We start from the raw sequence: 21379 nt of genomic DNA, 5'->3' as shown, positions 1-21379 counted from the left end.
TTACGAAAGTATCTAATTCCTTTGTCAGAAGCTAAATTTTTTGGTGTTAAAATCTTGTTGCAAACCAATTCTAGGGACGAATGAGTTTTAGCCTCAATAACAGCACGTCTATTCTTTTCAAGGCTGGAATGTTAATTTCAGCTTTTTAAACGTCCAATGGTTTTAATTACAGTTATAACGCTGTTCTGTGGTGTTCCGCAACCATTTCTTCCTTAAGCTTTCACAGTTTGTTCTGTTTAGCAATGAAAAATAGTATTCAGTGGTGATTTTTAGACTTCTCCCAGCAAAAAGTCGTTAATTGAATAACCTAAGATCAAATTTCTTTTTTTTACTCAAAAACAACACTACTGGAATTTTTATTCAAATGGAGCGTTACTTTACTGCCTAAAATCAGTGCTCTGTTATCATGAATATGGCCCGCCGGGAAATTATAAATAACAGGAATGTTGTATTTTTTAGTGACATCATCTACAATTTCAAGGGCATTTTTTCCCCAAGGAATATCATTGTCTTTCATTTTTGACATGGAGCCGACAATAATTCCTCTTATGCTTTCCAAGCAGCCGTTGCGTTTCAGGTTCATCATCATCCGATCAATATGATATAAATATTCGTCCAAATCTTCGATGAACAAGATTTTATCCGTGCAATCGATAGCCGATTCAGAACCAAATAAACTATATAAAATAGATAAATTTCCGCCTACTAATTCGCCAGAAGCATCACCGAATCTATTCATTGTATTTGGCTGAATTGCATATTTTAATGGCTCACCAAACATGGCAATCCTCAAGGATTCAATAGCTTCAGGTGTTGCTTTTGGTATGCTGATGGGCATAATACCATGAATGGATTTGAAACCCATTGTATTCAAATGGTTGTGCAAAACAGTGACATCGCTAAAACCAATAATCCATTTTGGATTTTGTTTAAACCTGGAAAAGTCCAATAAGTCAACCATTCGTACCGTGCCATAACCACCTCGAACACACCAGATTGCCTTAATGTTTGGATTGTCTAGTTGTTCTTGAAAATCGGCGGCACGTTGTTCATCGGTACCCGCTAATTGATTGTCATCTAAACCAATACTTTTTCCAATAACAACTTCTAATCCCCAGCTGTGTAACAAATCTATGGCAGGTTTAAGATTGTCGTCTATGTTTTTTCTGGCTGTAGCTAAAATAGCTATGGTGTCTCCTTTTTGTAAAATAGGTGGTGTAATCATTATTGTATGGGCTTGAGAGTTGAAGGATTGTAAAACAAAAATAAGAAATAGAAATTTATATAAAACAGAATTTCTACCTATAAAAGTAAATCGGCTAGCATGCATATTTGTTGCTTTTTTCTAAAATAAATCAAATGAAGTCTTTAGTGATTAAAACAAAGATAGACAATTTGAAAATAATTTTATGTTCCATCTTCAAATGACTATTTTTATAATGATCGGTAAATTTGGGGAATGTTGCAATGACAAAAAACAGATTTGTATTTATGAGAAGTATCGACTTTATTTCTTTGGTTTTTTATGGGAAGAATAGGAATTTGCAATAAGTCATTTCCGATGCAAGAATATAGTCTGTAGCAAGCATATCCATTGCGAAATTCTGCAGTTGAAGTGTGCTATAGTGTTTGTTTTGGAGTTTATTTATTTAAGCAAAGGAAAAAAATAGCGTTTTTTATTTCATAACTTTACATTTAAAAACAGAAAAAATGGCAATAGCAAAACCTTTCAACCTTAATAAATGGATAGACGAAAACCGTAGTCTGCTTAAGCCGCCAGTTGGGAATAGAAATTTGTACAGAGAATCCGGTGATTATATCGTGATGATTGTTGCGGGGCCTAATGCCAGAAAAGACTATCATTATAATGAAACGGAAGAATTATTTTACCAGCTCGAAGGTTCTATTAAAGTAATTATTCAAGAAGATGGTGAGCGAAAAGAAATGGAACTTCATGCTGGTGACATGTATCTTCATCCTGCCAAAATCCCACATTCTCCAGTCCGTTCCGAGGGTTCAATAGGTTTGGTGATCGAAAGAAAAAGAGCTGGTAAAGGCTTCACGGATGGCTTGATGTGGTTTTGCGATAACTGCAACCATAAATTACACGAAGTCTATTTTGAACTGCATAATATCGAAAATGATTTTCTGCCTCATTTCGAACATTTCTATAGTTCAGAAAAGTTGAGAACCTGTGAAAAATGCGGAACCGTTATGGAAACTGACCCAAGATTTGTTATACAAAAATAAAAATTTTTTGATGGAAGGCCTCCCTGAAGAGTCTTTACAAGTATACACTCTTGAAAGGAAAGAGGACAGGAATGCCGATTCAATGGTGTTAAAAACCGTTTGCTAAAAATTACCTGGCATACGACGAAGGAGGAATTTGATGGTTTGAGTGATTTATAATGAGTTTTTAGCTTGATTTTCAGGGTAAATGAGGAGGAAAGAATCGAGCGAGATAGTTAAAATAAAAGCGACAATGTTTAGTATTTCAGGTTAAAATAATATATTTGTAAAAAAACATAACAATTTTCAATAAAAAAGTTACAATGATAACAATAGCAGATCAGTTCGGAATGAAAGAGGCATTGGCGCAATTGGGTGTAAAGGCCATAAATGAAGGAACATCAACAGGAATAAAGCATTTTTCAAATGGTGAAATACTGGAAAGTTATTCACCAGTTGACGGTCAATTAATAGCAGCAGTAAAAACTTCAACCGCTGCTGATTACGAAAAAGTAATGCAAACCGCAACTGAAGCTTTTAAAACATTCAGATTAATGCCGGCGCCACAACGTGGTGAAATCGTGCGTCAGTTTGGGGATAAATTACGTAAAAACAAGGAAGCTTTAGGGAAATTGGTTTCCTACGAAATGGGAAAATCATTGCAGGAAGGATATGGAGAAGTTCAGGAAATGATTGATATCTGTGACTTTGCAGTTGGATTATCACGACAATTACATGGATTGACGATGCATTCAGAACGTCCTGGACATAGGATGTATGAACAATACCACCCCATGGGTGTTGTTGGAATCATCTCGGCATTCAATTTTCCTGTAGCGGTTTGGGCTTGGAATACAGCATTAGCTTGGATTTGCGGAGACGTTTGCGTTTGGAAACCTTCGGAAAAAACGCCACTTTGCGGAATTGCATGTCAAAACATTATTGCCGAAGTAATCAAAGAGAATAATCTTCCAGAAGGAATTTCTTGTTTGATAAACGGTGATTATAAAGTGGGTGAAATGATGACCAATGATAAACGTTTACCATTAATTTCAGCAACAGGATCAACTCGTATGGGTAAAATCGTTGCGCAAGCTGTGGCGGGCCGTCTTGGAAAATCATTATTGGAATTAGGTGGAAATAATGCGATAATTGTAACGCAGGATGCCGATATTAAAATGACTGTTATCGGTTCTGTTTTTGGAGCAGTGGGAACGGCAGGACAACGTTGTACGTCAACACGTCGTTTAATCATTCACGAGAGTATTTATGATAAAGTAAAAGATGCGATTGTTTCGGCTTACAAGCAATTGCGTATCGGAAATCCTTTAGACGAAAACAACCATGTTGGTCCGTTAATTGACAAACATGCTGTCGAAATGTACAATAAAGCGCTAGAAAAAGTGGTTGCTGAAGGTGGGAATATCCTTGTAGAGGGAGGCGTTCTTTCGGGTGAAGGATACGAAAGCGGGTGTTATGTAAAACCTGCGATTGCTGAAGCTGATAACAGTTTTGAAATCGTTCAGCATGAAACTTTTGCTCCCGTTTTATACCTGCTAAAATATTCGGGCTCTGTCGAAGATGCTATTGCTATTCAAAACGGAGTGGCTCAGGGATTGTCATCTGCGATTATGACGAACAATTTACGTGAAGCGGAACTTTTCTTAGCCGTTACAGGTTCTGATTGTGGAATTGCAAACGTAAACATTGGGACTTCAGGCGCTGAGATTGGTGGTGCTTTTGGTGGAGAGAAAGAAACAGGTGGCGGACGTGAGTCTGGTTCTGATGCTTGGAAAATCTATATGAGAAGACAAACCAATACAATCAATTACACAACAAGTTTACCATTGGCGCAAGGGATAAAATTTGATTTATAGGATAGTAATGGCTGTAAACCAAAAAAGGCAATTTGAAAGTTAAATTTCAAATTGCCTTTTTTCTTATTAAGAATTGCTAATCTAGTTCAGAAAAATCTTTGTACTAGTTATGCTACATATTGAATGAAGCGCCAATATTAAATGTAAATTGGTTGTTTAAATGATTGAAAACTTCAGAATTCTTATTGTATTTTGCAATTGGAAAACCAGCTTCGGAATAAATTCCAAAACCTTCCGAAAAGAAATAGCGCATGCCAACGTGTCCTCCAAAGTTTCTAAGTCCTAAATTCAATCCTGGATAGAAGTCTAATTTCTCATCTACTTTTAGAACGTTTCCAAGATTTGCATTGATTCTAAATTTAGCATCAAAACGATCTTTGAATTCTGGTTTTTCGTCTAAAACTTCTTTTACGCCTAATAAATAAGATCCAACAAATCCATAAGATAAATTTTCGCCAATTCCAAAATCAGAAGATACCTGGATTCCTGTTCCGCCGTTTTGAATATTAGCTCCTACATTAAACTTTGCATCACCTTTTCCTTTAAAAGCTTGTGCGTTTATTAAACCAAATGACAGTATTAGTGATAACGTAATAATCTTTTTCATAACCTTTTAAAATTTAAATTTTAATGCAAAAATAGTTTAAATAAACTAATTCCTACCTTTTTCACTTGGATATAAAGTCGGTAGAGGTTCGCTCTGCCAGAATTCTTTTGTATCAACATCCATAATGGTTAAAGGACCTTTGAAAGCGGCACCGGTATCTATATTCCAGATACAGGCCATTTGAACAGGAATGGTTTCCCCAATTCTCGAAACAGGCGTGTGGCCAATATAAATTTCGTTGTATAAGGTGAATCGTTTGGGGTATAATAAATTATCAGATTTCAGGTTTTTATCTAAGGCCAAAGCGGTTTCCCACAAGGTTCTGTCCCAATAAAAAAGTTTTGGAAAATATTCAAAATCAATACCGTTCATATTAGTAAAACCAGCGTGAATAAACAAACGATTTTGTTCATCAAGATAATAATTTTCCAGTGACTGTAGGAATTCGATATGTTTTTTCTTGGTCTCCGCATTCGTCTTTTCATACGCTATAACCGTTGCTTCACCACCATGTTTGTACCATAAAAGATTGTCTTTGCTGTCGTTAAGCCAGTGCAACAATAATTCATCGTGGTTGCCGCGAATAAAAACACAATTGTTTTTGCCGCTCAATTCAATTAAATAATCAATAACCTGAGGGGATTGGCTCCAGCCATCAACATAATCTCCCAGGAAAATTAATGTGTCTTTTGTGCTTACTTTCGCTCTTTCCATAATTTGGTGTAGCGCATGCAAACCACCATGTATATCGCCGATGACGAGTGTTCTCATTTCTTAGTATCTCAAATTGTTCTTTTACAAAAATAGCAGAAAAACCGTATCGTTTTCATATTTTTTTTTGTTTCAATAGGAGCTATTATGGTTTAAATAAAGAAGCAATTTCTTAAAAATATTTTCTCAATACGTTAGGCATTTTATTTGTTGATTTTATCATTACTCTTTGATACTGCTCTTTGAATAAATTAGGCATTGTGTTGGCGTGATAATTTAGGCTATTTATTTGAAATTAAACTGGTTGTATTTAATAATTTAGATTTATATTAGTACTTTAGCACTATGAAAAAATCACTATTTTTGGTGATAGCGCGGTAAGATATTTTGGGTTATTTTTACAAAAAATTTAAAAATATATAAGATGAATGCAGTTCTCGCTTTGTTGCTTCTATTGACCAGTTTGATATGCCAGGTGATCAATGAATTCCTAGTTTGGTTAGCGACTTTGTGGTTGTAAAACCTTCGAGAGGAATCAGTACCTCAATTTTTCACAATACATTCAATTTCATTTTCTCAGAATTTCCGAGCGAGCTGTGGTACGGCTTTTAAATTTGTCTTTTTGTAAAAGATAGAATTTCAAAATAAATATGAAAATATACCTACAAGTGCTATTTTGCTTTCTTCTAATTAGTTGTGTTTCAAATAATAATTTGATAAATGAAAAAACTGCAAATAAAAATTTTGAAGTTAAATTAGACAGTGCAAATTGGTACGACACTGTCCGAAAACGTTTAATTCCAGTTGCATTTTATTTGCCAAAAACAAACGATAAAATTATAAATCAAAAAGTGGTACTTGTCAGTCACGGTTATGCGGAAAATAAACCGGGGGCAAATAGAGGCTATTCCTATCTGACTAAAAAATTAGCTTCCAAAGGGTATTTTGTAGTTAGTATCCAGCATGAGTTGCCTACGGATGATTTGCTGCCTTTAACTGGTATTCCTCGGGTTGTACGGCGATCAAATTGGGAAAGAGGCGTTGAGAATATCTTATTTGTTATTAATAAATTAAAAATAACAAATCCAGAATTAGATTTCAAACAGCTAAACTTAGTAGGGCATTCCAATGGAGGTGATATGACCGTTTTATTTGCCCGTAAATACCCAAATTCAGTTAACAAAATAATTTCGTTAGATAACCGCAGAGTAGAATTGCCAAGAACTTCACAGCCTAAAGTCTACTCACTACGATCCAGTGACCAACCAGCAGATGAAGGCGTTTTATTGACTCTTGCTGAACAGGAAAAATTCGGAACAATAATTATTAAACTCCCCAATACGATTCATAATGACATGAGTGATAGAGGAAATAACAGACAGAAAAAAGAAATTAATGGGTATGTTATGCGTTTTTTATCGGAATGACATAACAAAAAATAATTAGAGTCGGCAAATATCACTGCACATCATATTTCATTTTCCTCAAAATACGTAATGCTTCCTTAAACGACAAATACACTTGAGTGAAAGGTTTTAAAAGTGTTTTTGCATCAATCAGTTTTTGTTTGGCTTCTTCAAAACCGTTGAGGTAACAAATCATGAACGTTGATGGCAGATTCTCTAAATCTTTACGTTCTCTTTCTGTTAAAGAAAGTCCTTTTTTTAGTTTGTTCAGCAAAGAAATATTGGTGTTATAAATATGGAATAACATTTTTTTGTTGAATTCAGGTGGTTGAAATAGCATTTCTCGCTCAATTTTGTAATAGCCATTATCATGAAAATGAATCGTTTGTTTCTCTAAAGGATAGTAACTCGTTTTGTCGTTCAAACCCAAAGGAACATACTCGATAATAATAAAAGTATCTTCGTCAAAAGTGATTTCGACAACATCCTGAGCTGAATAAAACAGTTTGATTTGCTCATTTATCAGTTCAATATCAACACGTGATAAATAGGTTTTGTCACGTGATTTTTTGGCAATTCCTGCCCAGCAAATCACAAACAGTTCTTTGAATACTTTATATTTTGGCGACATGTCTTTGTGCCGAAAATTCATGAAATCGATTACCCCATCAAGTGTGTATTCGATGCTGTTTCTAGAATTATTTTCGATCCCAATTACGGTTTCTGTGTTCTGGTAATTTTTTTCGATGTCGCCTTCTACCGGCATTGTATTACTGCCGCGTCGTATGAAAACGCTGTTGGCAGGAATGGTATGAATTCCTTTTTTAAAAAAGGAAGTGTTGCTTTTGGGTTTAATGGTTACTAAGCCAATCACTTTGTCCTTTGGTAAATTTGGGAAGGGTACATTTTCATATTGTATTTTCGGAGGGTTTTCAAGGTATGCATTTACTAAATTCTGGATTCTGCTATCATCAAAGAAATCATCGCCAACAATAGTATTGTCTTGATCTTCAACACCCACAACAATATAGGAATTGTTTGTGGGATTTGAATTGGATAAGGCGCAAATGTGTTTCAAAAACTTGGATTTTCCCTCTCGTGTATGTAAATTCAACTGCCGCTTTTTGTCATAAAAACTGCTTTCATCATTGTGAGCGAGAAGGTTTTTAATTAAAATGCGTTTATTGATCATTTTTTTTGAAATGTATTGATTTAATTGTCAGTTGTCCTATTTAAAATAGTTGGTGAAGCTTGTGCGGTTGGGAATACAATTAAATCGGCAATATTTACATGATAAGGTCTGGAAACTACAAAATGGATGATATCAGCAATGTCTTCTGGCTGTAAGGCTTTAAAACCTTTATAAACATTGGCAGCTCTGTCTGCATCGCCTTTGAAACGAACTTCGCTAAACTCGGTTTCTACCGCGCCCGGATGAATGGCACCAACCCGAATTCCAAAAGGATTCAAGTCCATGCGCATGGCTTGGTTTAGGGCATCAACGGCATGTTTTGAAGCACAATACACATTCCCGTTTAGATATACTTCTTTTCCGGCGATAGAACCGATGTTTATAATATGACCTGATTTCCGTTCGGTCATTTGTGGAATTATTGCTTTGGAAACATACAAAAGGCCCTTTACATTGATATCAATCATTGCGTCCCAATCATCTAAATTTCCATTTTGAATGGAATCCAAACCGTGCGCATTTCCAGCATTGTTAATTAAAACATCAATTTTAGAAAATGCTTCCGGCAACGAATTGATGCTTTCAAAAACGGCTTTTTTATCCCGAACATCAAATGCTAAAGTATGAATTTCCGTAAATTCAGAAAGCTCTTTTGCAAGAGCAATTAATCGGTCCTCGCGTCGTCCACAAAGAATAATTTTATAATTGTTTTTGGCTAATATTTGTGCTGTTGCTTTACCAATTCCGCTGGTAGCACCAGTCACTAGTGCTGTTTTACTCATGATTTTTTTTCTGTTTTGCAATCATCTGTTTTTTTGCGATTCCCAACCTGACTATGGTACAGTATTTCCCATACTTTCTGACCAGATAGCAAACCAGTCTTCTTTTTCTAATTTTAATTCGACCGCTTTCATCAATGCTTGAATTCTTGCCACATTTACAGTTCCGGCAATAGGAATAACTTGTGCAGGATGTTGTAAAACCCAAGAGAGCAAAATAGTGTCGGAGCCCAAATGATATTTTGAAACTAATGTTGCCAATAATTTTTTTAATCGGTGGGTTTGGGGAATATCTTCTCGGAAAACACATCCCAAAGGATTCCAGGACATAGGGCGAATGTGGTTCATTTGCATATAATCAAAACTTCCGTCAAGCATCGGTTCGAAGTTGGTAGCCGAAAACTGTATCTGATTGTAGCTAATTGCTGTTTTCTGACGAATTAATTCTGTTTGCCACGCGGTAAAATTAGAAAGTCCAAAATCAATGATTTTTCCGTCCGATTTTAGTTTCAAAACAGCTTCGGCAATTTCATCCGCTTGCATCAGGGGGCTTGGTCTGTGAAGCAAGAATACATCTAAATAGTCGGTGTGTAAATTTTTTAAGGAGTTTTCAACAGACCAAATGATGTAATCTTTTGAATAATCATAATGTTTTATTGAGTTTTTACGGTTTTCGGTCACCATTTGAATACCGCACTTGGATATGAGCTGTATTTTTTCTCTGGCTATTTTACTAGAAGCAAAAGCTTTTCCGAAATCGGACTCGGTGGTGTAGTCACCATATATATCCGCATGGTCAAAGGTGGTGATTTTGTTTTCTAAACAGAGATTAATCATGTTTTCCATTTCTTTGGTATTGAGATTTTTATCCCAAATTCCCCAATTCATGACACCTGCAACAATAGGTGATAATTTTGTTTTACTCATGGTTTTTATTTTTTATTGAAATGCGTAATTCTTCGAATTCAAAGTATATTTTTCAAAGTTCTTAAAAATATAAAAATTGTATCATAATTCGTCCTTAAAATTAGGGCATTTGTCGAAGTTTTAACCATTTTTTAACATCTTACTTCTAAAAAAAAATTCAATTTGCACTCTCAAAAGTAAGGCATTAAATAGACGGTTTTAAAAATAATAAAATGGAAGAAAATACAGCGACTTTGGACATCAGAGCAATCAATGAAAAAATCGAAAGAGAAAGTGCTTTTATAGACCTTCTCACAATGGAAATGAACAAGGTTATTGTAGGTCAAAAGCACATGGTGGAGCGCTTGTTAATTGGATTGTTGGGTCAGGGGCACATTTTGTTGGAAGGTGTTCCAGGATTAGCAAAAACTTTAGCGATTAATACACTATCACAAGCAGTACACGGATCTTTCAGTAGAATACAATTTACGCCTGACTTATTGCCTGCTGATGTTGTGGGAACCATGATTTACAACATTAAACAAAATGAATTTTCGATAAAAAAAGGACCAATTTTCGCTAATTTTGTCCTTGCTGATGAGATTAACCGTGCGCCTGCGAAAGTGCAGTCGGCATTGCTGGAAGCGATGCAAGAAAAGCAAGTGACGATTGGTGACACAACTTTCAAGCTGGATAGACCATTTTTAGTTTTGGCAACTCAAAATCCAATTGAACAGGAAGGAACATACCAATTGCCGGAAGCGCAAGTCGATCGTTTCATGTTGAAAACGGTTATTGATTATCCAAAAATGGAAGACGAACGATTGGTAATTCGTCAAAATCTAAAAGGAAGTTATGAAAAGGTAAATCCTGTTGTTTCCGTAGAGCAAATTTTGCGTGCTCAAGAAGCAGTTCGTGAAGTTTATATGGATGAAAAAATTGAAAAATACATCCTTGATATCATTTTCGCTACCCGTTACCCAGAGAAATATAAATTGGCTGATTTGAAACCATTAATTAGTTTTGGAGCGTCGCCACGTGGAAGTATTAATTTGGCGAATGCCGCAAAATGTTACGCTTTTATCAAACGTCGGGGGTATGTAATTCCAGAAGATGTTCGTGCCGTAGTTCATGATGTGTTACGTCACAGAATAGGGGTTACCTACGAAGCAGAAGCAGAAAATATTACTTCGGTGGATATTATCAACAAAATCGTAAACGAAGTAGAAGTACCTTAAATCAGATGGCAGTTTGCGGTATTCAGATAGTATTTTTATCTGAAATCTGACTAGAGCTTTTTGCACTGGCAGAGCAAATCTAAAATCTGAAATCTGAAAAAATGGATACAAAAGAGCTTTTAAAAAAAGTACGAAAAATAGAAATTAAAACCCGAAGATTGAGCGATCATATCTTTTCGGGAGAGTATCATACTTCTTTCAAAGGACGTGGAATGACGTTCAGTGAAGTGCGCCAATACCAATACGGAGATGATATTCGTGCTATTGATTGGAATGTAACCGCACGTTATAATGAAGCACACGTTAAAGTTTTTGAAGAAGAACGCGAATTGACCATGATGTTAATGGTTGATATTTCAGGTTCGGAAAGTTTCGGTTCAAAAAACCAATTCAAAAAAGATATCGTTACCGAGATTGCTGCTACGATGGCTTTCTCAGCTACTCAAAACAATGACAAAATCGGTTTGATTTTGTTTTCAGATGAAATCGAATTATATATTCCACCAAAAAAAGGTAGGTCACACGTATTGCGAATTATTCGGGAATTGATAGAATTCCAGCCTAAGAGCCGTAAGACAGATGTTGCCCAGGCCTTGAAGTTTTTATCAGGAACCCAAAAAAAGAAAGCCATTGTGTTTGTAATTTCTGATTTCATGTCGGACGATTACGAACAAACATTAAAAATAGCGTCTAAGAAACACGATATAACAGGGATCCGCGTATACGATATTCGTGAAGAAAAAATGCCAAATTTAGGTATGGTTTCTATGCTCGATGCCGAAACAGGAGAAATAGAATTGATTAATACTGGCTCAAAATCGGTGCGAATGAATTATGAAAAACATTATTACGATAAAGTAAACTATTTTAAAGAAACATTCAGTAAATCAGGTTCGGGTGTAGTAAATACAAGAGTTGATGAAAGTTATGTGACTAAATTATTAAGCTATTTTAAATCGAGATAAGACAAACCTGTTAGGTTTAAATAACAATTAAATGAAAATTAGACTTTACCTACTTTTTTTACTGGTTACAACGTTTGTTTTTGCGCAACAAAAACAAGTAGTTACAAGTATTGACACGATTAAAAATAAAATTGGTGCTGAATTTAAACTATCGATAAAAACGACTGTTGATACATCATCTAAAGTGATTTTTCCTAATCTAAAAAGCATTGGAGCTTTAGAGATAATTCAGTCCTATCCTATTGATACCATCAAAACGGACGGCCGTTATGAATTAATCAAAAAATATGGTTTAACCCAGTTTGATTCCGGTAGATATGTTATTCCGAGTATAAAAATTTTCATTGACAGTAAGCCTTTTATGACGGATTCGCTTCTGGTTGAAGTGGCGAATGTTCAGGTCGATACTTTAAAACAAAAAATGTTCGATATTAAGGATATAGCCCCTGCGGACAATTCAATAGGAGATTGGTGGAAGTATCTTTTGATTATCGCCTTGATTGTTGGAATAGGAGTGTTGATTTACTGGGTAATTAAAAAACGTCAGGAAAAGAAATTACAAGAAGAAATTTATAAAACTCCAATTGAAAAGGCGACCAGTCTGATGGATACTTTGGAGAAAAAAGAACTTTGGCAAAAAGGAGAAGTCAAAGCCTATTACAGTGAATTGACAGATATTGCCAGAAATTATATTGAAGAAGCGATTGAAATTCCAGCAATGGAAAGTACTACTTCGGAACTGATTCAAGGGCTTAGAGCGGCTTCTGTTAAAAAGAAAATGACGCTTTCACAGGAGACAATAGAAAATCTGGAGCGTGTTCTGAAACAAGCTGATTTAGTGAAATTTGCAAAATCTAAACCATTGGATTTTGAAATCACCGAAGACCGTAATAAGATTCAAAAAGCAATTCTGACATTGGATAATTCCATTCCAGTGGAAGTTCCGGTAGAAGAAGATACTTTATTGAATGAGGCACAGAGGCAAAAACAGATACAAATTCAATTGCAGAAAAAGAGGAATAAGCGTATCGTAACTGCAGTTGCTTCGGTTGTCTTTGTAGTAGTAGCTGTCACCACTTTTTTCATCGTTCTGAAAGGATTTGATTATGTAAAAGACAATATTTTTGGCCACCCTACTAAAGAATTATTGGAGGGCGAATGGGTGAAAAGTGATTACGGTAATCCAGGCATTATTATAGAAACACCAAAAGTGTTGAAAAGAGTTGATTTAACCAAAACATTGCCTAAAAATGGAATGGCTTTGATTAAAGAGATGCAATCTTTTGCATATGGAAGTGTAATAGATCCTTTTTACCTGATGGTTTCTACTTTAAAATTCAAACAGGAAACTGAAATAGATTTGGCTAAATCAATGGATGGTGCGCTGCAATCATTTGAAGCTCAAGGAGCCCAAAACATGATTGTTAAGCAAGAAGATTTTGAAACCAAAGAAGGGATTAAAGGACTTAAAGCATACGGAACATTCTCGCAAATTAATGGTGCTAATAAAACGAGCGTCAAAATGTACTATGAAGCACTTTTGTTTAGCCAAGAAGGCGGATTACAACAAATCTTGCTTTTTCATGAAGAAGGAGATACATACGCAAATGAAATATCAGAAAGAGTTTTGAACTCTGTCGAATTAAAACAAGCAAGTAAATAATGGACAAAATAACTTTTTTAAACCCAGAATTTTTTTGGTTGTTTCTGTTGATTCCAGTTGCAATTGTTTGGTTGTTTTGGAAGAAAAACCAACAATCAGCTACATTAAAAATAAGTTCAATACAAGGATTTAAAGGTACAACTTCTTATTTAACAAAGCTGAAACCAGTATTGAATGTGTTTCGAGTATTGGCTTTATGTTCTTTGATTGTTGCAATGGCACGACCAAGAACGGTTGACGTGAGCAATAAAACAAAAACTACCAAAGGAATCGATATTGTCATGGCAGTGGACGTTTCGGGAAGTATGCTTGCCAAAGATTTGAAACCAAATAGAATGGAAGCTCTGAAAAGAGTGGCGGCCGATTTTGTTGAAGAACGACCAAATGATAGAATTGGATTAGTAGTTTATGCATCGGAAGCATATACAAAAACGCCCGTAACCAGTGATAAAGCAGTTATTTTAGATGCAATCAACAGTATAAAATATGATACTGTTTTACAAGATGGAACGGGAATAGGAATGGGATTGGCCACTGCTGTAAATCGTTTGAAAGACAGTAAGGCAAAAAGTAAAGTGATTATTCTTTTAACGGATGGTGTAAATAACGCTGGATTTATTGAACCGGAAATGGCATCCGAAATAGCCAAACAATACGGGATAAAGGTGTATGCAATAGGAATTGGAACCAATGGAATGGCAATGTTTCCTTATGCAGTAGCGCCGAACGGGCAGTTTTTATTCCAAATGATGAAAGTGGAGATTGACGAGCAATTAATGAAAAATATTGCCAGAAAAACAGATGGAAAATATTTTAGAGCCACGAGCAATAGTAAATTGGCCGAGATTTACGCCTCGATCAACAAACTAGAAACCACAGAAATTGAGGAACTAAAATTCTACGATTATGATGAAAAATTCAGGCCTTTTATATGGTTTGCAGGGTTTTTGCTATTACTTGAAATAGGATTGCGTAATACGGTTTTTAAAAGCTTTATATAATTAAGAGTCGCAAATTGAAAGCTGCGACCAAAAGATAAGAAATGGAATTAGACGAAAAAAAATATTTATACCTTCTTTTTATACTACCCCTTGTGGTGTTGGTTTTTCTGATTAATTTATATTGGAAAAGGAAAAAACAACGCGAATTTGGAGATTTGGAATTGGTAAAAAAACTAAGTCCTGAAAGCTCTGTTTTTAAGCCTGTTTTGAAGTTGGTATTGTTGCTTTTAGTAATGCTGGGATTGATTTTAGGATTGGTAAATCCAAAGATTGGTACCAAAATGGAAACCGTAAAGCGTGAAGGAATTGACATTGTTTTTGCAATGGACGTATCCAAAAGTATGCTGGCTGAAGACGTAGCGCCAAATCGTTTGGATAAAAGCAAGCAAATTGTTTCGCAAATTATCAATCAGTTAGGAAGCGACAGAATAGGAATTGTGGCTTACGCCGGAAGTGCTTTTCCGGTATTACCTATTACAACAGATTATGGTGTTGCAAAAATGTTTTTGCAAAGTATGAATACTGGGATGGTTTCTTCTCAGGGAACATCGCTGGATGAGGCCATAAAACTGTCGTCAACTTATTTTGATGATAAAAGCAAAACCAGCAAATTATTGATTTTGATTTCAGATGGTGAAGATCATTCTGAAGGTTCCGAAAGTGCCGCTGAAGAAGCCAATAAATTAGGAATGAAGATTATCACTATAGGAATTGGAACTGAAAAAGGAGGTACGATTCCATTGAAAAAAAATGGAATTGTTGAAAGTTTTCAGAGAGACAATAACAATGAAGTCGTAATTACTAAATTGAATCGGGCCAGTTTGGAGGTCATTGCAAAGGCCACAAAAGGGGGGTATGTAAATGGGAATAATACCAAAGAAGTGCTGGAATACATCAAGAATGCTTTGGATAAAATCCAAAAAACCGAATTTGAGGCGACAGAAATGGCCGATTTTCAATCACAATTTCAATGGTTTTTAGGATTTGCTTTTGTATTGTTATTTCTAGATATTTTTCTTTTGGAAAGAAAAACAAGTTGGGTAAACAAATTGAATTTATTTAACGAGAATAAATAAAATACAGCAAAGTCTGAAAAATGCTCCGTTTTTGGAATAAAAGCTATTTACATTTAAAAAATAAAATGAAGAACATAATTTTATATTTACTATTACTTTTTTCTTTTGTTGTAGAGGCACAACAGAAAGACAGGATATTGCCTAAAGCAAACGAGGAATATGCTGATAATAAATTGGTAGAGGCCGAAGCCGATTATAGAATTTCGGATTCTAAATTTCCGAATAGAGCAGTTGCGCCTTATAATTTAGGGAATGCTATTTACAAGCAAAAACAATCTTCTGAGGCAAAATTTGCCTATGTTAAGGCATTGAAAAATTCTAAATCAAGGCCGCAGAAACACAGAGCTTTTCATAATTTGGGAAATGTTTTCATGAATGAAAAGGATTATACACAAGCGGTGGAGGCATATAAAAACGCGTTGAGGAATGACCCCGCAGATGAAGAAACCCGTTATAATTATGCTTTAGCAAAGAAAATGCTGAAAGAAAATCCTCCAAAGGATGATAAGAAAAAAGACGACAAGAAGAGCGATAAAGAGAAAAAAGAGGATAAAAAAGACGACAAGAAAGACGGCGAAAAAGATAAGAAGGATAAAGAGAAAAAAGACGATAAGGGAGATAAGGACAAAGATAAGAAAGAGCCTAAGCCAAACGAGAAAGGGGAGCCAAAGCCTGCGCCAGGGGGAATCTCTAAAGAACGTTTAGAAAATCTTTTGGATGCGGTAAATAAGGAAGAAAAGAAAGTTCAGGATAAAGTGAATGCCCAAAAAGTAAAAGGAAAACCAATGAAAACGGAGAAAGATTGGTAGTTCAATTAGATAGTTTGAAAATGAAAAAATTTATAGCAGTAGTTGTTTTATTAGTGTGTAACTCACTTAGCGCTCAAGTACAATTTGAGGCGCGGGTAAGTAAAACCACATTAGGCTTAAACGAAAGACTTCGTATCGATTTTATAATGAATGTGGATGGGGATAATTTTAATCAGCCTTCTTTTGATGGGTTTAGAATTATTGCGGGACCAAGCCAACAGGTGAGTCAGTCATGGGTGAATGGAAGAAGCTCCTTTGAGAAAGTATATTCTTATTTTTTGCTGCCAAATCAAAAAGGAACATTAGTTATCAAGCAGGCTGCCATAGAATACAATGGGCAAATTTATAAAACATCACCTCTGAAAATAAATGTTACAGCCGCAACTGAACAGCCAAGAGATCCTAACGATACAAGTGTTTCGGCAGATGATAATATTTATCTGGTTGCTGATATTTCTAAAACAAATCCATACATCAATGAACCAATTACGGTGGTTTATAAATTGTATTTCAGTTACAATATTGGGATTACTAATTGGAGAGAATTAAACAAACCGAAGTACAACGATTTTTGGAGTCAGAACATTGATATCAAACAGCTTGTTGCTGAAGAAGGTATTTTTAAAGGGCAAAAATACCGCTATGTGGTATTAAGAAAAACCGTTTTATATCCACAAAAATCCGGAAAATTAGCAATAGAACCTTTGTCATTAGATATTGATGTGCAACTGCCGACAAATCGTCGGGATATGTTTGGACGTGTAGTTGTTACTGAAGGGAACAAAAGAGTTTCTGCGGGAACAAAAACAATAACCGTTAAGCCGCTTCCTGAGGCAGGAAAACCGGAAGATTTTTCTGGAGCTGTTGGGAATTTTAGCTTTAAAGTAACGCCATCAAAAACCGACTTAAAAAACGGTGAAAGTCTTGATTTGGTTGTAAGTGTTACTGGAAAAGGGAATATGAAGTTATTCAGCTTGCCAAAACCAGTGGTACCCAATGCACTGGAAATGTATGACGCAGTTCATAGTGAGCAAGTGAATACGCCGCTTTCGGGAATGTCGGGAAAAATCTCGGATAGTTATACTATTATACCACAATACAAAGGGGAGTATCCTATAAAGCCATTAAAATTTTCATATTTTGATTTGGGTTCAGGAACCTATAAAACCCTAAGTTCAAAAGAAATAATGATTAATGTTCTGGATGGCCCAATGGCTTCGGATGCTGCTACTGCTTCGAATTCAGGAGAGAATAAAAACAAAATAGGAAACGTTGAGCAATTCAAATACATCAAGTTAAAAAGTAATTTCTTGACAATAAATAAGAAGGACTTCTTGGGGTCTAATTTATTTTACGGATTGTTATTCTTCCCATTTCTATTATTGCCTTTGATTGTATTATTCAAAAGGAAAAAAGAAGCTATTGATGGCGATATTACCGGAAACAGAATCCGAATGAATAATAGATTGGCAAAGAAATATTTATCGGAAGCCAAAAAGCAAATCAACAACAAAGAACTGTTTTACATTGCCCTTGAGAAAGCAATGCATAATTTCCTTAAAGCTAAATTGCATATTGAGACTTCAGAAATGAGTAAAGATAATATTCAGGAAGTTTTGTTGTCCCGAAATGCAAATCCAGAAGCGGTGAATGATTTTATTGCACTTACAGAAAACTGTGAAATTGCGCGGTATGCACCATCTTCAAGTGTTACGATACAACAAGATTTTGATAAAGCGGTGTTTATAATCTCCGAATTAGAAAAACAGATATAAATTTAGATTTACGATTAACAAAAAGTCAATCGACAACTTATAACTTTTGAAATGAAAAAATTACTATACATACTCTTACTTTCAACCCAAGTTTTCTTTGCCCAAAATGGCTTCGAAAAAGGGAATGAATACTACGAAAAAGGGAAATACGATGATGCGGTAACTGCGTACGAAAGTGTTTTGAAAGAGAACAAGCATTCCTCAGAATTGTATTTTAATTTGGGAAATGCGTATTATAAATTGAATAAAGTAGCACCATCTATCTATAATTACGAAAAAGCATTGGTGCTTAATCCAAATGATAGCGAAAGTATCAACAACTTAAAATTTGCTCAAAAAAGAACCATTGATGAAATTAAAGTAGTGCCTAAGGTTGGTTTTGGAAAGTTAGTCCGTGACTTTACGGGAATCTATCATTACAATACCTGGGCATGGATTTCTGTTGGACTTGCGATATTATTCTTGTTGTTTTTTATAGGGTATTATTTATCACAAACTACTTTATCAAAAAGGATTTTCTTTTTTGGAATGTTTGTATTTATTTTTCTCGTTCTGCTAAGTGTTTTATCCGCAATTTTCGAAAAAAGCCATTTTGATATTGAAAAACCGGCTATTATTTTTGCAGAAATTGCAGATATAAAAAGTGAACCCAGAAATGGAGGTCAGGCAATCTTTGTGCTACACGAAGGAACAAAAGTGTATGTAGAGGAAATTATTGGAAAATGGAAAAAAGTGCAATTAACCGATGGAACGGAAGGTTGGATTGATAGTAGTGCAATAAAGGAGGTTAAATAATTCAGCTTTCAGATTTCAAGCCATAGTCTTATCGTTAAAATAAATGTTTTTTATTTGCAGATTTCTATCCTAAAACTAGCTACTGCTGCTTTTTTATACCATCATACCATTTTGCTATTGAAGGAAAAATATACCCTGCAGTTTTTTGAATTGGATTGTAAAACAGGGATTTGTCCAGTGTTTCTTTTTTTGCTAAAATGTTATTGAAATTTATTTTTTCGAAAATTGTAAAGACAATACTGATTATTAAAACTGTTTTTAACACGCGAAAAAAACCGCCGCCTAATTTGTTCAGCCACCCTAAAAAGGCTAAATCAGCTATCCCAGTGAGGACTTTTCCTAAAAGCGTTACACCAATTACAATAAGAATAAAAGTGAAAATAAAAGCAATTATTTGAATAGTTTGGGGGCTCCAGTGAACAAATCCTACCAATATTTCCTTGATAAATGAAGAGAATTTTATAGCAAAATAAATTCCGGCTAACAATGAAATCAAAGAAGCTAATTCTACAAAAAGTCCATTTCTAAAGCCTTTATACAAAGCAAACGCAAGAAAAACACCCAAAATAATATCTAAAAGTCCCATGAAAGTTAATTGATAAAAATTGAAGTGCAAATATAAAAGAATTGTTCGGTATCAATTGCCAATTAACAAGTTCTTATCTTTGTCCAAATAATTTTATGGGATGTGAATTAATAACTCATGGTCCGTAACTGATAATTCATAAAAATGTCTAGAGATATACAACTTAAAGAACGCTGGGAACAGCTTGTAAATATACTTTCTAATCAATTTTCTCAAGGAGAGGATTTAGATCTCGATGCTATCATTTATCTAATTGGAGTGCAAGAACTCGGAAAAGTGCATAGTGAATACAAGAAAGACGAAAAACTAAATCTGATGCATATCGCGATTTGCAGGTTATTAGAGCCGTATGGTTTCTATGAATTTGAATTTTTTGATGAGGATGGTTGGCCTCATTACAAAGTGAAAGAGGAATTACCTCCATTAAAAGCAGGAGAACAATCGGTTTTAATGAAAGAAGCCATTGTAAACTATTTTATCGAAAGAGAGCTGATAGAGTAATGTTCTTTTAAATTACAAGCTTAAAAGGATTATGTTATTGACAGGTTAAAAAGAGGTTGCCTGTACAAACAAAACAATCTCACAATTTAGGAGGGAAACTTTAAACTTTAAAAGAGTATACTTGGAACAAATTTCCTAAATTTGCACTCTCAATTATTGGATGAAAATGATAGACAAGATAAAAGAATATATTGGCGAAGCACAGGCCTTCTCAACGCAAAATAAAGAAGATTTAGAAGTATTCAGAATTAAATTTCTAGGAAGTAAAGGGCTTTTAAAAGAATTTTTTGCTGAATTCAAAAATGTGCCAAACGAACAAAAAAAGGAATTTGGTCAAGTGATCAATTTGCTTAAAACTTCTGCTGAGGAAAAAGTAAAAACCATACAAGAAGCTTTAGAAAGTAAGGAAGAAATCAAAGGTTTTTACGGTGATTTGACGCGTTCGGCTGAACCGATAACGATTGGTTCTCGTCATCCTATTTCATTAGTAAAAAACCAAATTATCGATATCTTTTCGAATATAGGTTTCAATGTTTCTGAAGGTCCTGAAATCGAGGATGACTGGCATAATTTTACTGCATTGAATTTACCGGAATATCATCCGGCGCGTGATATGCAGGATACTTTTTTCATTCAAACCAATCCTGATATTTTATTGCGTACGCACACATCATCCGTTCAAGTGCGTTATATGGAAAATAACAAGCCTCCAATTCGTACAATTTCTCCGGGAAGAGTTTTTCGTAATGAAGCTGTTTCGTCACGTTCACACTGTATTTTTCACCAAGTGGAAGGATTATACATTGACAAAGATGTTTCTTTTGCCGACTTAAAACAAACGCTTTTATATTTCACCAAAGAGATGTTCGGAAAATCAAAAATCCGTTTACGTCCGTCCTATTTTCCCTTTACAGAGCCAAGTGCTGAGGTCGATATTTATTGGGGTTTAAAAACAGAAACTGATTATAGAATCACCAAAGGAACAGGCTGGTTAGAAATTATGGGTTGTGGAATGGTAGATCCTAACGTTTTGAAAAATTGCGGCATTAATCCTGACGAATATAATGGTTTTGCATTCGGAATGGGAATTGAAAGAATAGCTATGTTGTTGTATCAAATCGGCGATATTCGAATGTTCTACGAAAATGACGTGCGTTTCCTGGAGCAGTTTAAATCAAGTATTTAATTTATTGATTTACACCAGATCTTTTTTTCTGTCTAAAGTAGCCAGAAAACAGGGCTCGTTTCCATCTGAGATAAGGC

20 protein-coding genes are annotated in these 21379 nt (G+C 35.0%); 13 read left to right on the top strand and 7 right to left on the bottom strand.

What is annotated here, in order from left to right; genetic code table 11:
• Positions 1-328 precede the first annotated feature (328 nt).
• The gene (locus ACNQGN_RS03550; protein ID WP_417986478.1) at positions 329-1225 is read right to left on the bottom strand and encodes a S66 peptidase family protein; all 897 of its coding nucleotides are present in this window, start codon (positions 1223-1225) and stop codon (positions 329-331) included.
• A gap of 485 nt (positions 1226-1710) precedes the next feature.
• On the opposite strand from ACNQGN_RS03550, the gene ACNQGN_RS03545 reads away from it, so the two are divergent.
• Both ACNQGN_RS03545 and amaB read left to right on the top strand, forming a co-directional pair.
• Positions 1711-2250, top strand: a complete 540-nt coding sequence (locus ACNQGN_RS03545; RefSeq protein ID WP_417986477.1) for a 3-hydroxyanthranilate 3,4-dioxygenase — start codon at positions 1711-1713, stop codon at positions 2248-2250.
• Between the two features lie 302 nt (positions 2251-2552).
• Positions 2553-4106 (top strand): L-piperidine-6-carboxylate dehydrogenase, encoded by a 1554-nt coding sequence (amaB, locus tag ACNQGN_RS03540; RefSeq protein ID WP_417986476.1) that lies wholly within the window; start codon positions 2553-2555, stop codon positions 4104-4106.
• A gap of 112 nt (positions 4107-4218) precedes the next feature.
• On the opposite strand, the gene ACNQGN_RS03535 is transcribed toward amaB, so the two are convergent.
• Together ACNQGN_RS03535 and ACNQGN_RS03530 are read right to left on the bottom strand one after the other, a co-directional pair.
• Positions 4219-4713, bottom strand: coding sequence for a DUF6646 family protein (locus tag ACNQGN_RS03535; RefSeq protein WP_417986475.1), 495 nt, complete (start codon positions 4711-4713; stop codon positions 4219-4221).
• Positions 4714-4758: 45 nt separating this feature from the next.
• Positions 4759-5484 (bottom strand): metallophosphoesterase family protein, encoded by a 726-nt coding sequence (locus ACNQGN_RS03530; RefSeq protein WP_417986474.1) that lies wholly within the window; start codon positions 5482-5484, stop codon positions 4759-4761.
• Positions 5485-6137: 653 nt separating this feature from the next.
• Between ACNQGN_RS03530 and ACNQGN_RS03525 the strand changes: the two genes are divergently transcribed.
• A complete protein-coding gene (locus ACNQGN_RS03525; RefSeq protein WP_417986473.1) occupies positions 6138-6851 on the top strand; it encodes an alpha/beta hydrolase in 714 nt (237 codons plus the stop codon).
• A 31-nt stretch (positions 6852-6882) separates the two neighbouring features.
• Here the strand turns inward: ACNQGN_RS03525 and ACNQGN_RS03520 are convergent, their stop codons facing one another.
• Genes ACNQGN_RS03520 through ACNQGN_RS03510 form a run of 3 tightly spaced genes read right to left on the bottom strand, consistent with a single transcriptional unit; the run spans position 6883 to position 9728 of the window.
• Positions 6883-8022 carry an ATP-binding protein gene (locus ACNQGN_RS03520; protein ID WP_417986472.1) on the bottom strand — a complete coding sequence of 380 codons (1140 nt, stop codon included), beginning with the start codon at positions 8020-8022 and terminating at the stop codon, positions 6883-6885.
• Between the two features lie 20 nt (positions 8023-8042).
• Complete coding sequence (locus ACNQGN_RS03515; RefSeq protein ID WP_417986471.1) at positions 8043-8804, bottom strand: SDR family NAD(P)-dependent oxidoreductase; 762 nt, start codon at positions 8802-8804, stop codon at positions 8043-8045.
• Positions 8805-8855: 51 nt separating this feature from the next.
• A complete protein-coding gene (locus ACNQGN_RS03510; protein WP_417986470.1) occupies positions 8856-9728 on the bottom strand; it encodes an aldo/keto reductase in 873 nt (290 codons plus the stop codon).
• 212 nt (positions 9729-9940) lie between these two features.
• Between ACNQGN_RS03510 and ACNQGN_RS03505 the strand changes: the two genes are divergently transcribed.
• From ACNQGN_RS03505 to ACNQGN_RS03470, 8 genes are all read left to right on the top strand, one after another.
• Positions 9941-10945, top strand: a complete 1005-nt coding sequence (locus ACNQGN_RS03505; protein WP_131990630.1) for an AAA family ATPase — start codon at positions 9941-9943, stop codon at positions 10943-10945.
• Positions 10946-11046: 101 nt separating this feature from the next.
• On the top strand, positions 11047-11910 hold the full coding sequence (locus ACNQGN_RS03500) for a DUF58 domain-containing protein (protein ID WP_417986469.1): 864 nt from the start codon (positions 11047-11049) through the stop codon (positions 11908-11910).
• Positions 11911-11941: 31 nt separating this feature from the next.
• Positions 11942-13573 carry a hypothetical protein gene (locus ACNQGN_RS03495; RefSeq protein ID WP_417986468.1) on the top strand — a complete coding sequence of 544 codons (1632 nt, stop codon included), beginning with the start codon at positions 11942-11944 and terminating at the stop codon, positions 13571-13573.
• Complete coding sequence (locus tag ACNQGN_RS03490) at positions 13573-14574, top strand: vWA domain-containing protein (RefSeq protein WP_417986467.1); 1002 nt, start codon at positions 13573-13575, stop codon at positions 14572-14574. The genes ACNQGN_RS03495 and ACNQGN_RS03490 overlap by 1 nt, the downstream gene beginning before the upstream one ends.
• Before the next feature lie 41 nt (positions 14575-14615).
• A complete protein-coding gene (locus ACNQGN_RS03485) occupies positions 14616-15650 on the top strand; it encodes a VWA domain-containing protein (protein WP_417986466.1) in 1035 nt (344 codons plus the stop codon).
• A 65-nt stretch (positions 15651-15715) separates the two neighbouring features.
• Positions 15716-16459, top strand: coding sequence for a tetratricopeptide repeat protein (locus tag ACNQGN_RS03480; protein ID WP_417986465.1), 744 nt, complete (start codon positions 15716-15718; stop codon positions 16457-16459).
• Between the two features lie 20 nt (positions 16460-16479).
• Positions 16480-18234, top strand: a complete 1755-nt coding sequence (locus ACNQGN_RS03475) for a BatD family protein (RefSeq protein WP_417986464.1) — start codon at positions 16480-16482, stop codon at positions 18232-18234.
• Between the two features lie 51 nt (positions 18235-18285).
• Positions 18286-19029 (top strand): tetratricopeptide repeat protein, encoded by a 744-nt coding sequence (locus ACNQGN_RS03470; RefSeq protein WP_417986463.1) that lies wholly within the window; start codon positions 18286-18288, stop codon positions 19027-19029.
• Positions 19030-19108: 79 nt separating this feature from the next.
• Here the strand turns inward: ACNQGN_RS03470 and ACNQGN_RS03465 are convergent, their stop codons facing one another.
• Complete coding sequence (locus ACNQGN_RS03465) at positions 19109-19615, bottom strand: CvpA family protein (RefSeq protein WP_417986462.1); 507 nt, start codon at positions 19613-19615, stop codon at positions 19109-19111.
• A gap of 144 nt (positions 19616-19759) precedes the next feature.
• On the opposite strand from ACNQGN_RS03465, the gene ACNQGN_RS03460 reads away from it, so the two are divergent.
• Both ACNQGN_RS03460 and pheS read left to right on the top strand, forming a co-directional pair.
• Positions 19760-20116 carry a hypothetical protein gene (locus ACNQGN_RS03460; RefSeq protein WP_417986461.1) on the top strand — a complete coding sequence of 119 codons (357 nt, stop codon included), beginning with the start codon at positions 19760-19762 and terminating at the stop codon, positions 20114-20116.
• A 166-nt stretch (positions 20117-20282) separates the two neighbouring features.
• Positions 20283-21302, top strand: coding sequence for a phenylalanine--tRNA ligase subunit alpha (pheS, locus tag ACNQGN_RS03455; protein ID WP_417986460.1), 1020 nt, complete (start codon positions 20283-20285; stop codon positions 21300-21302).
• The last annotated feature ends 77 nt before the right edge of the window (positions 21303-21379 follow it).

The organism is Flavobacterium rhamnosi (assembly GCF_048286515.1).
Taxonomy (GTDB): domain Bacteria; phylum Bacteroidota; class Bacteroidia; order Flavobacteriales; family Flavobacteriaceae; genus Flavobacterium.
This window is presented reverse-complemented; position numbering and strand designations above follow the sequence as displayed.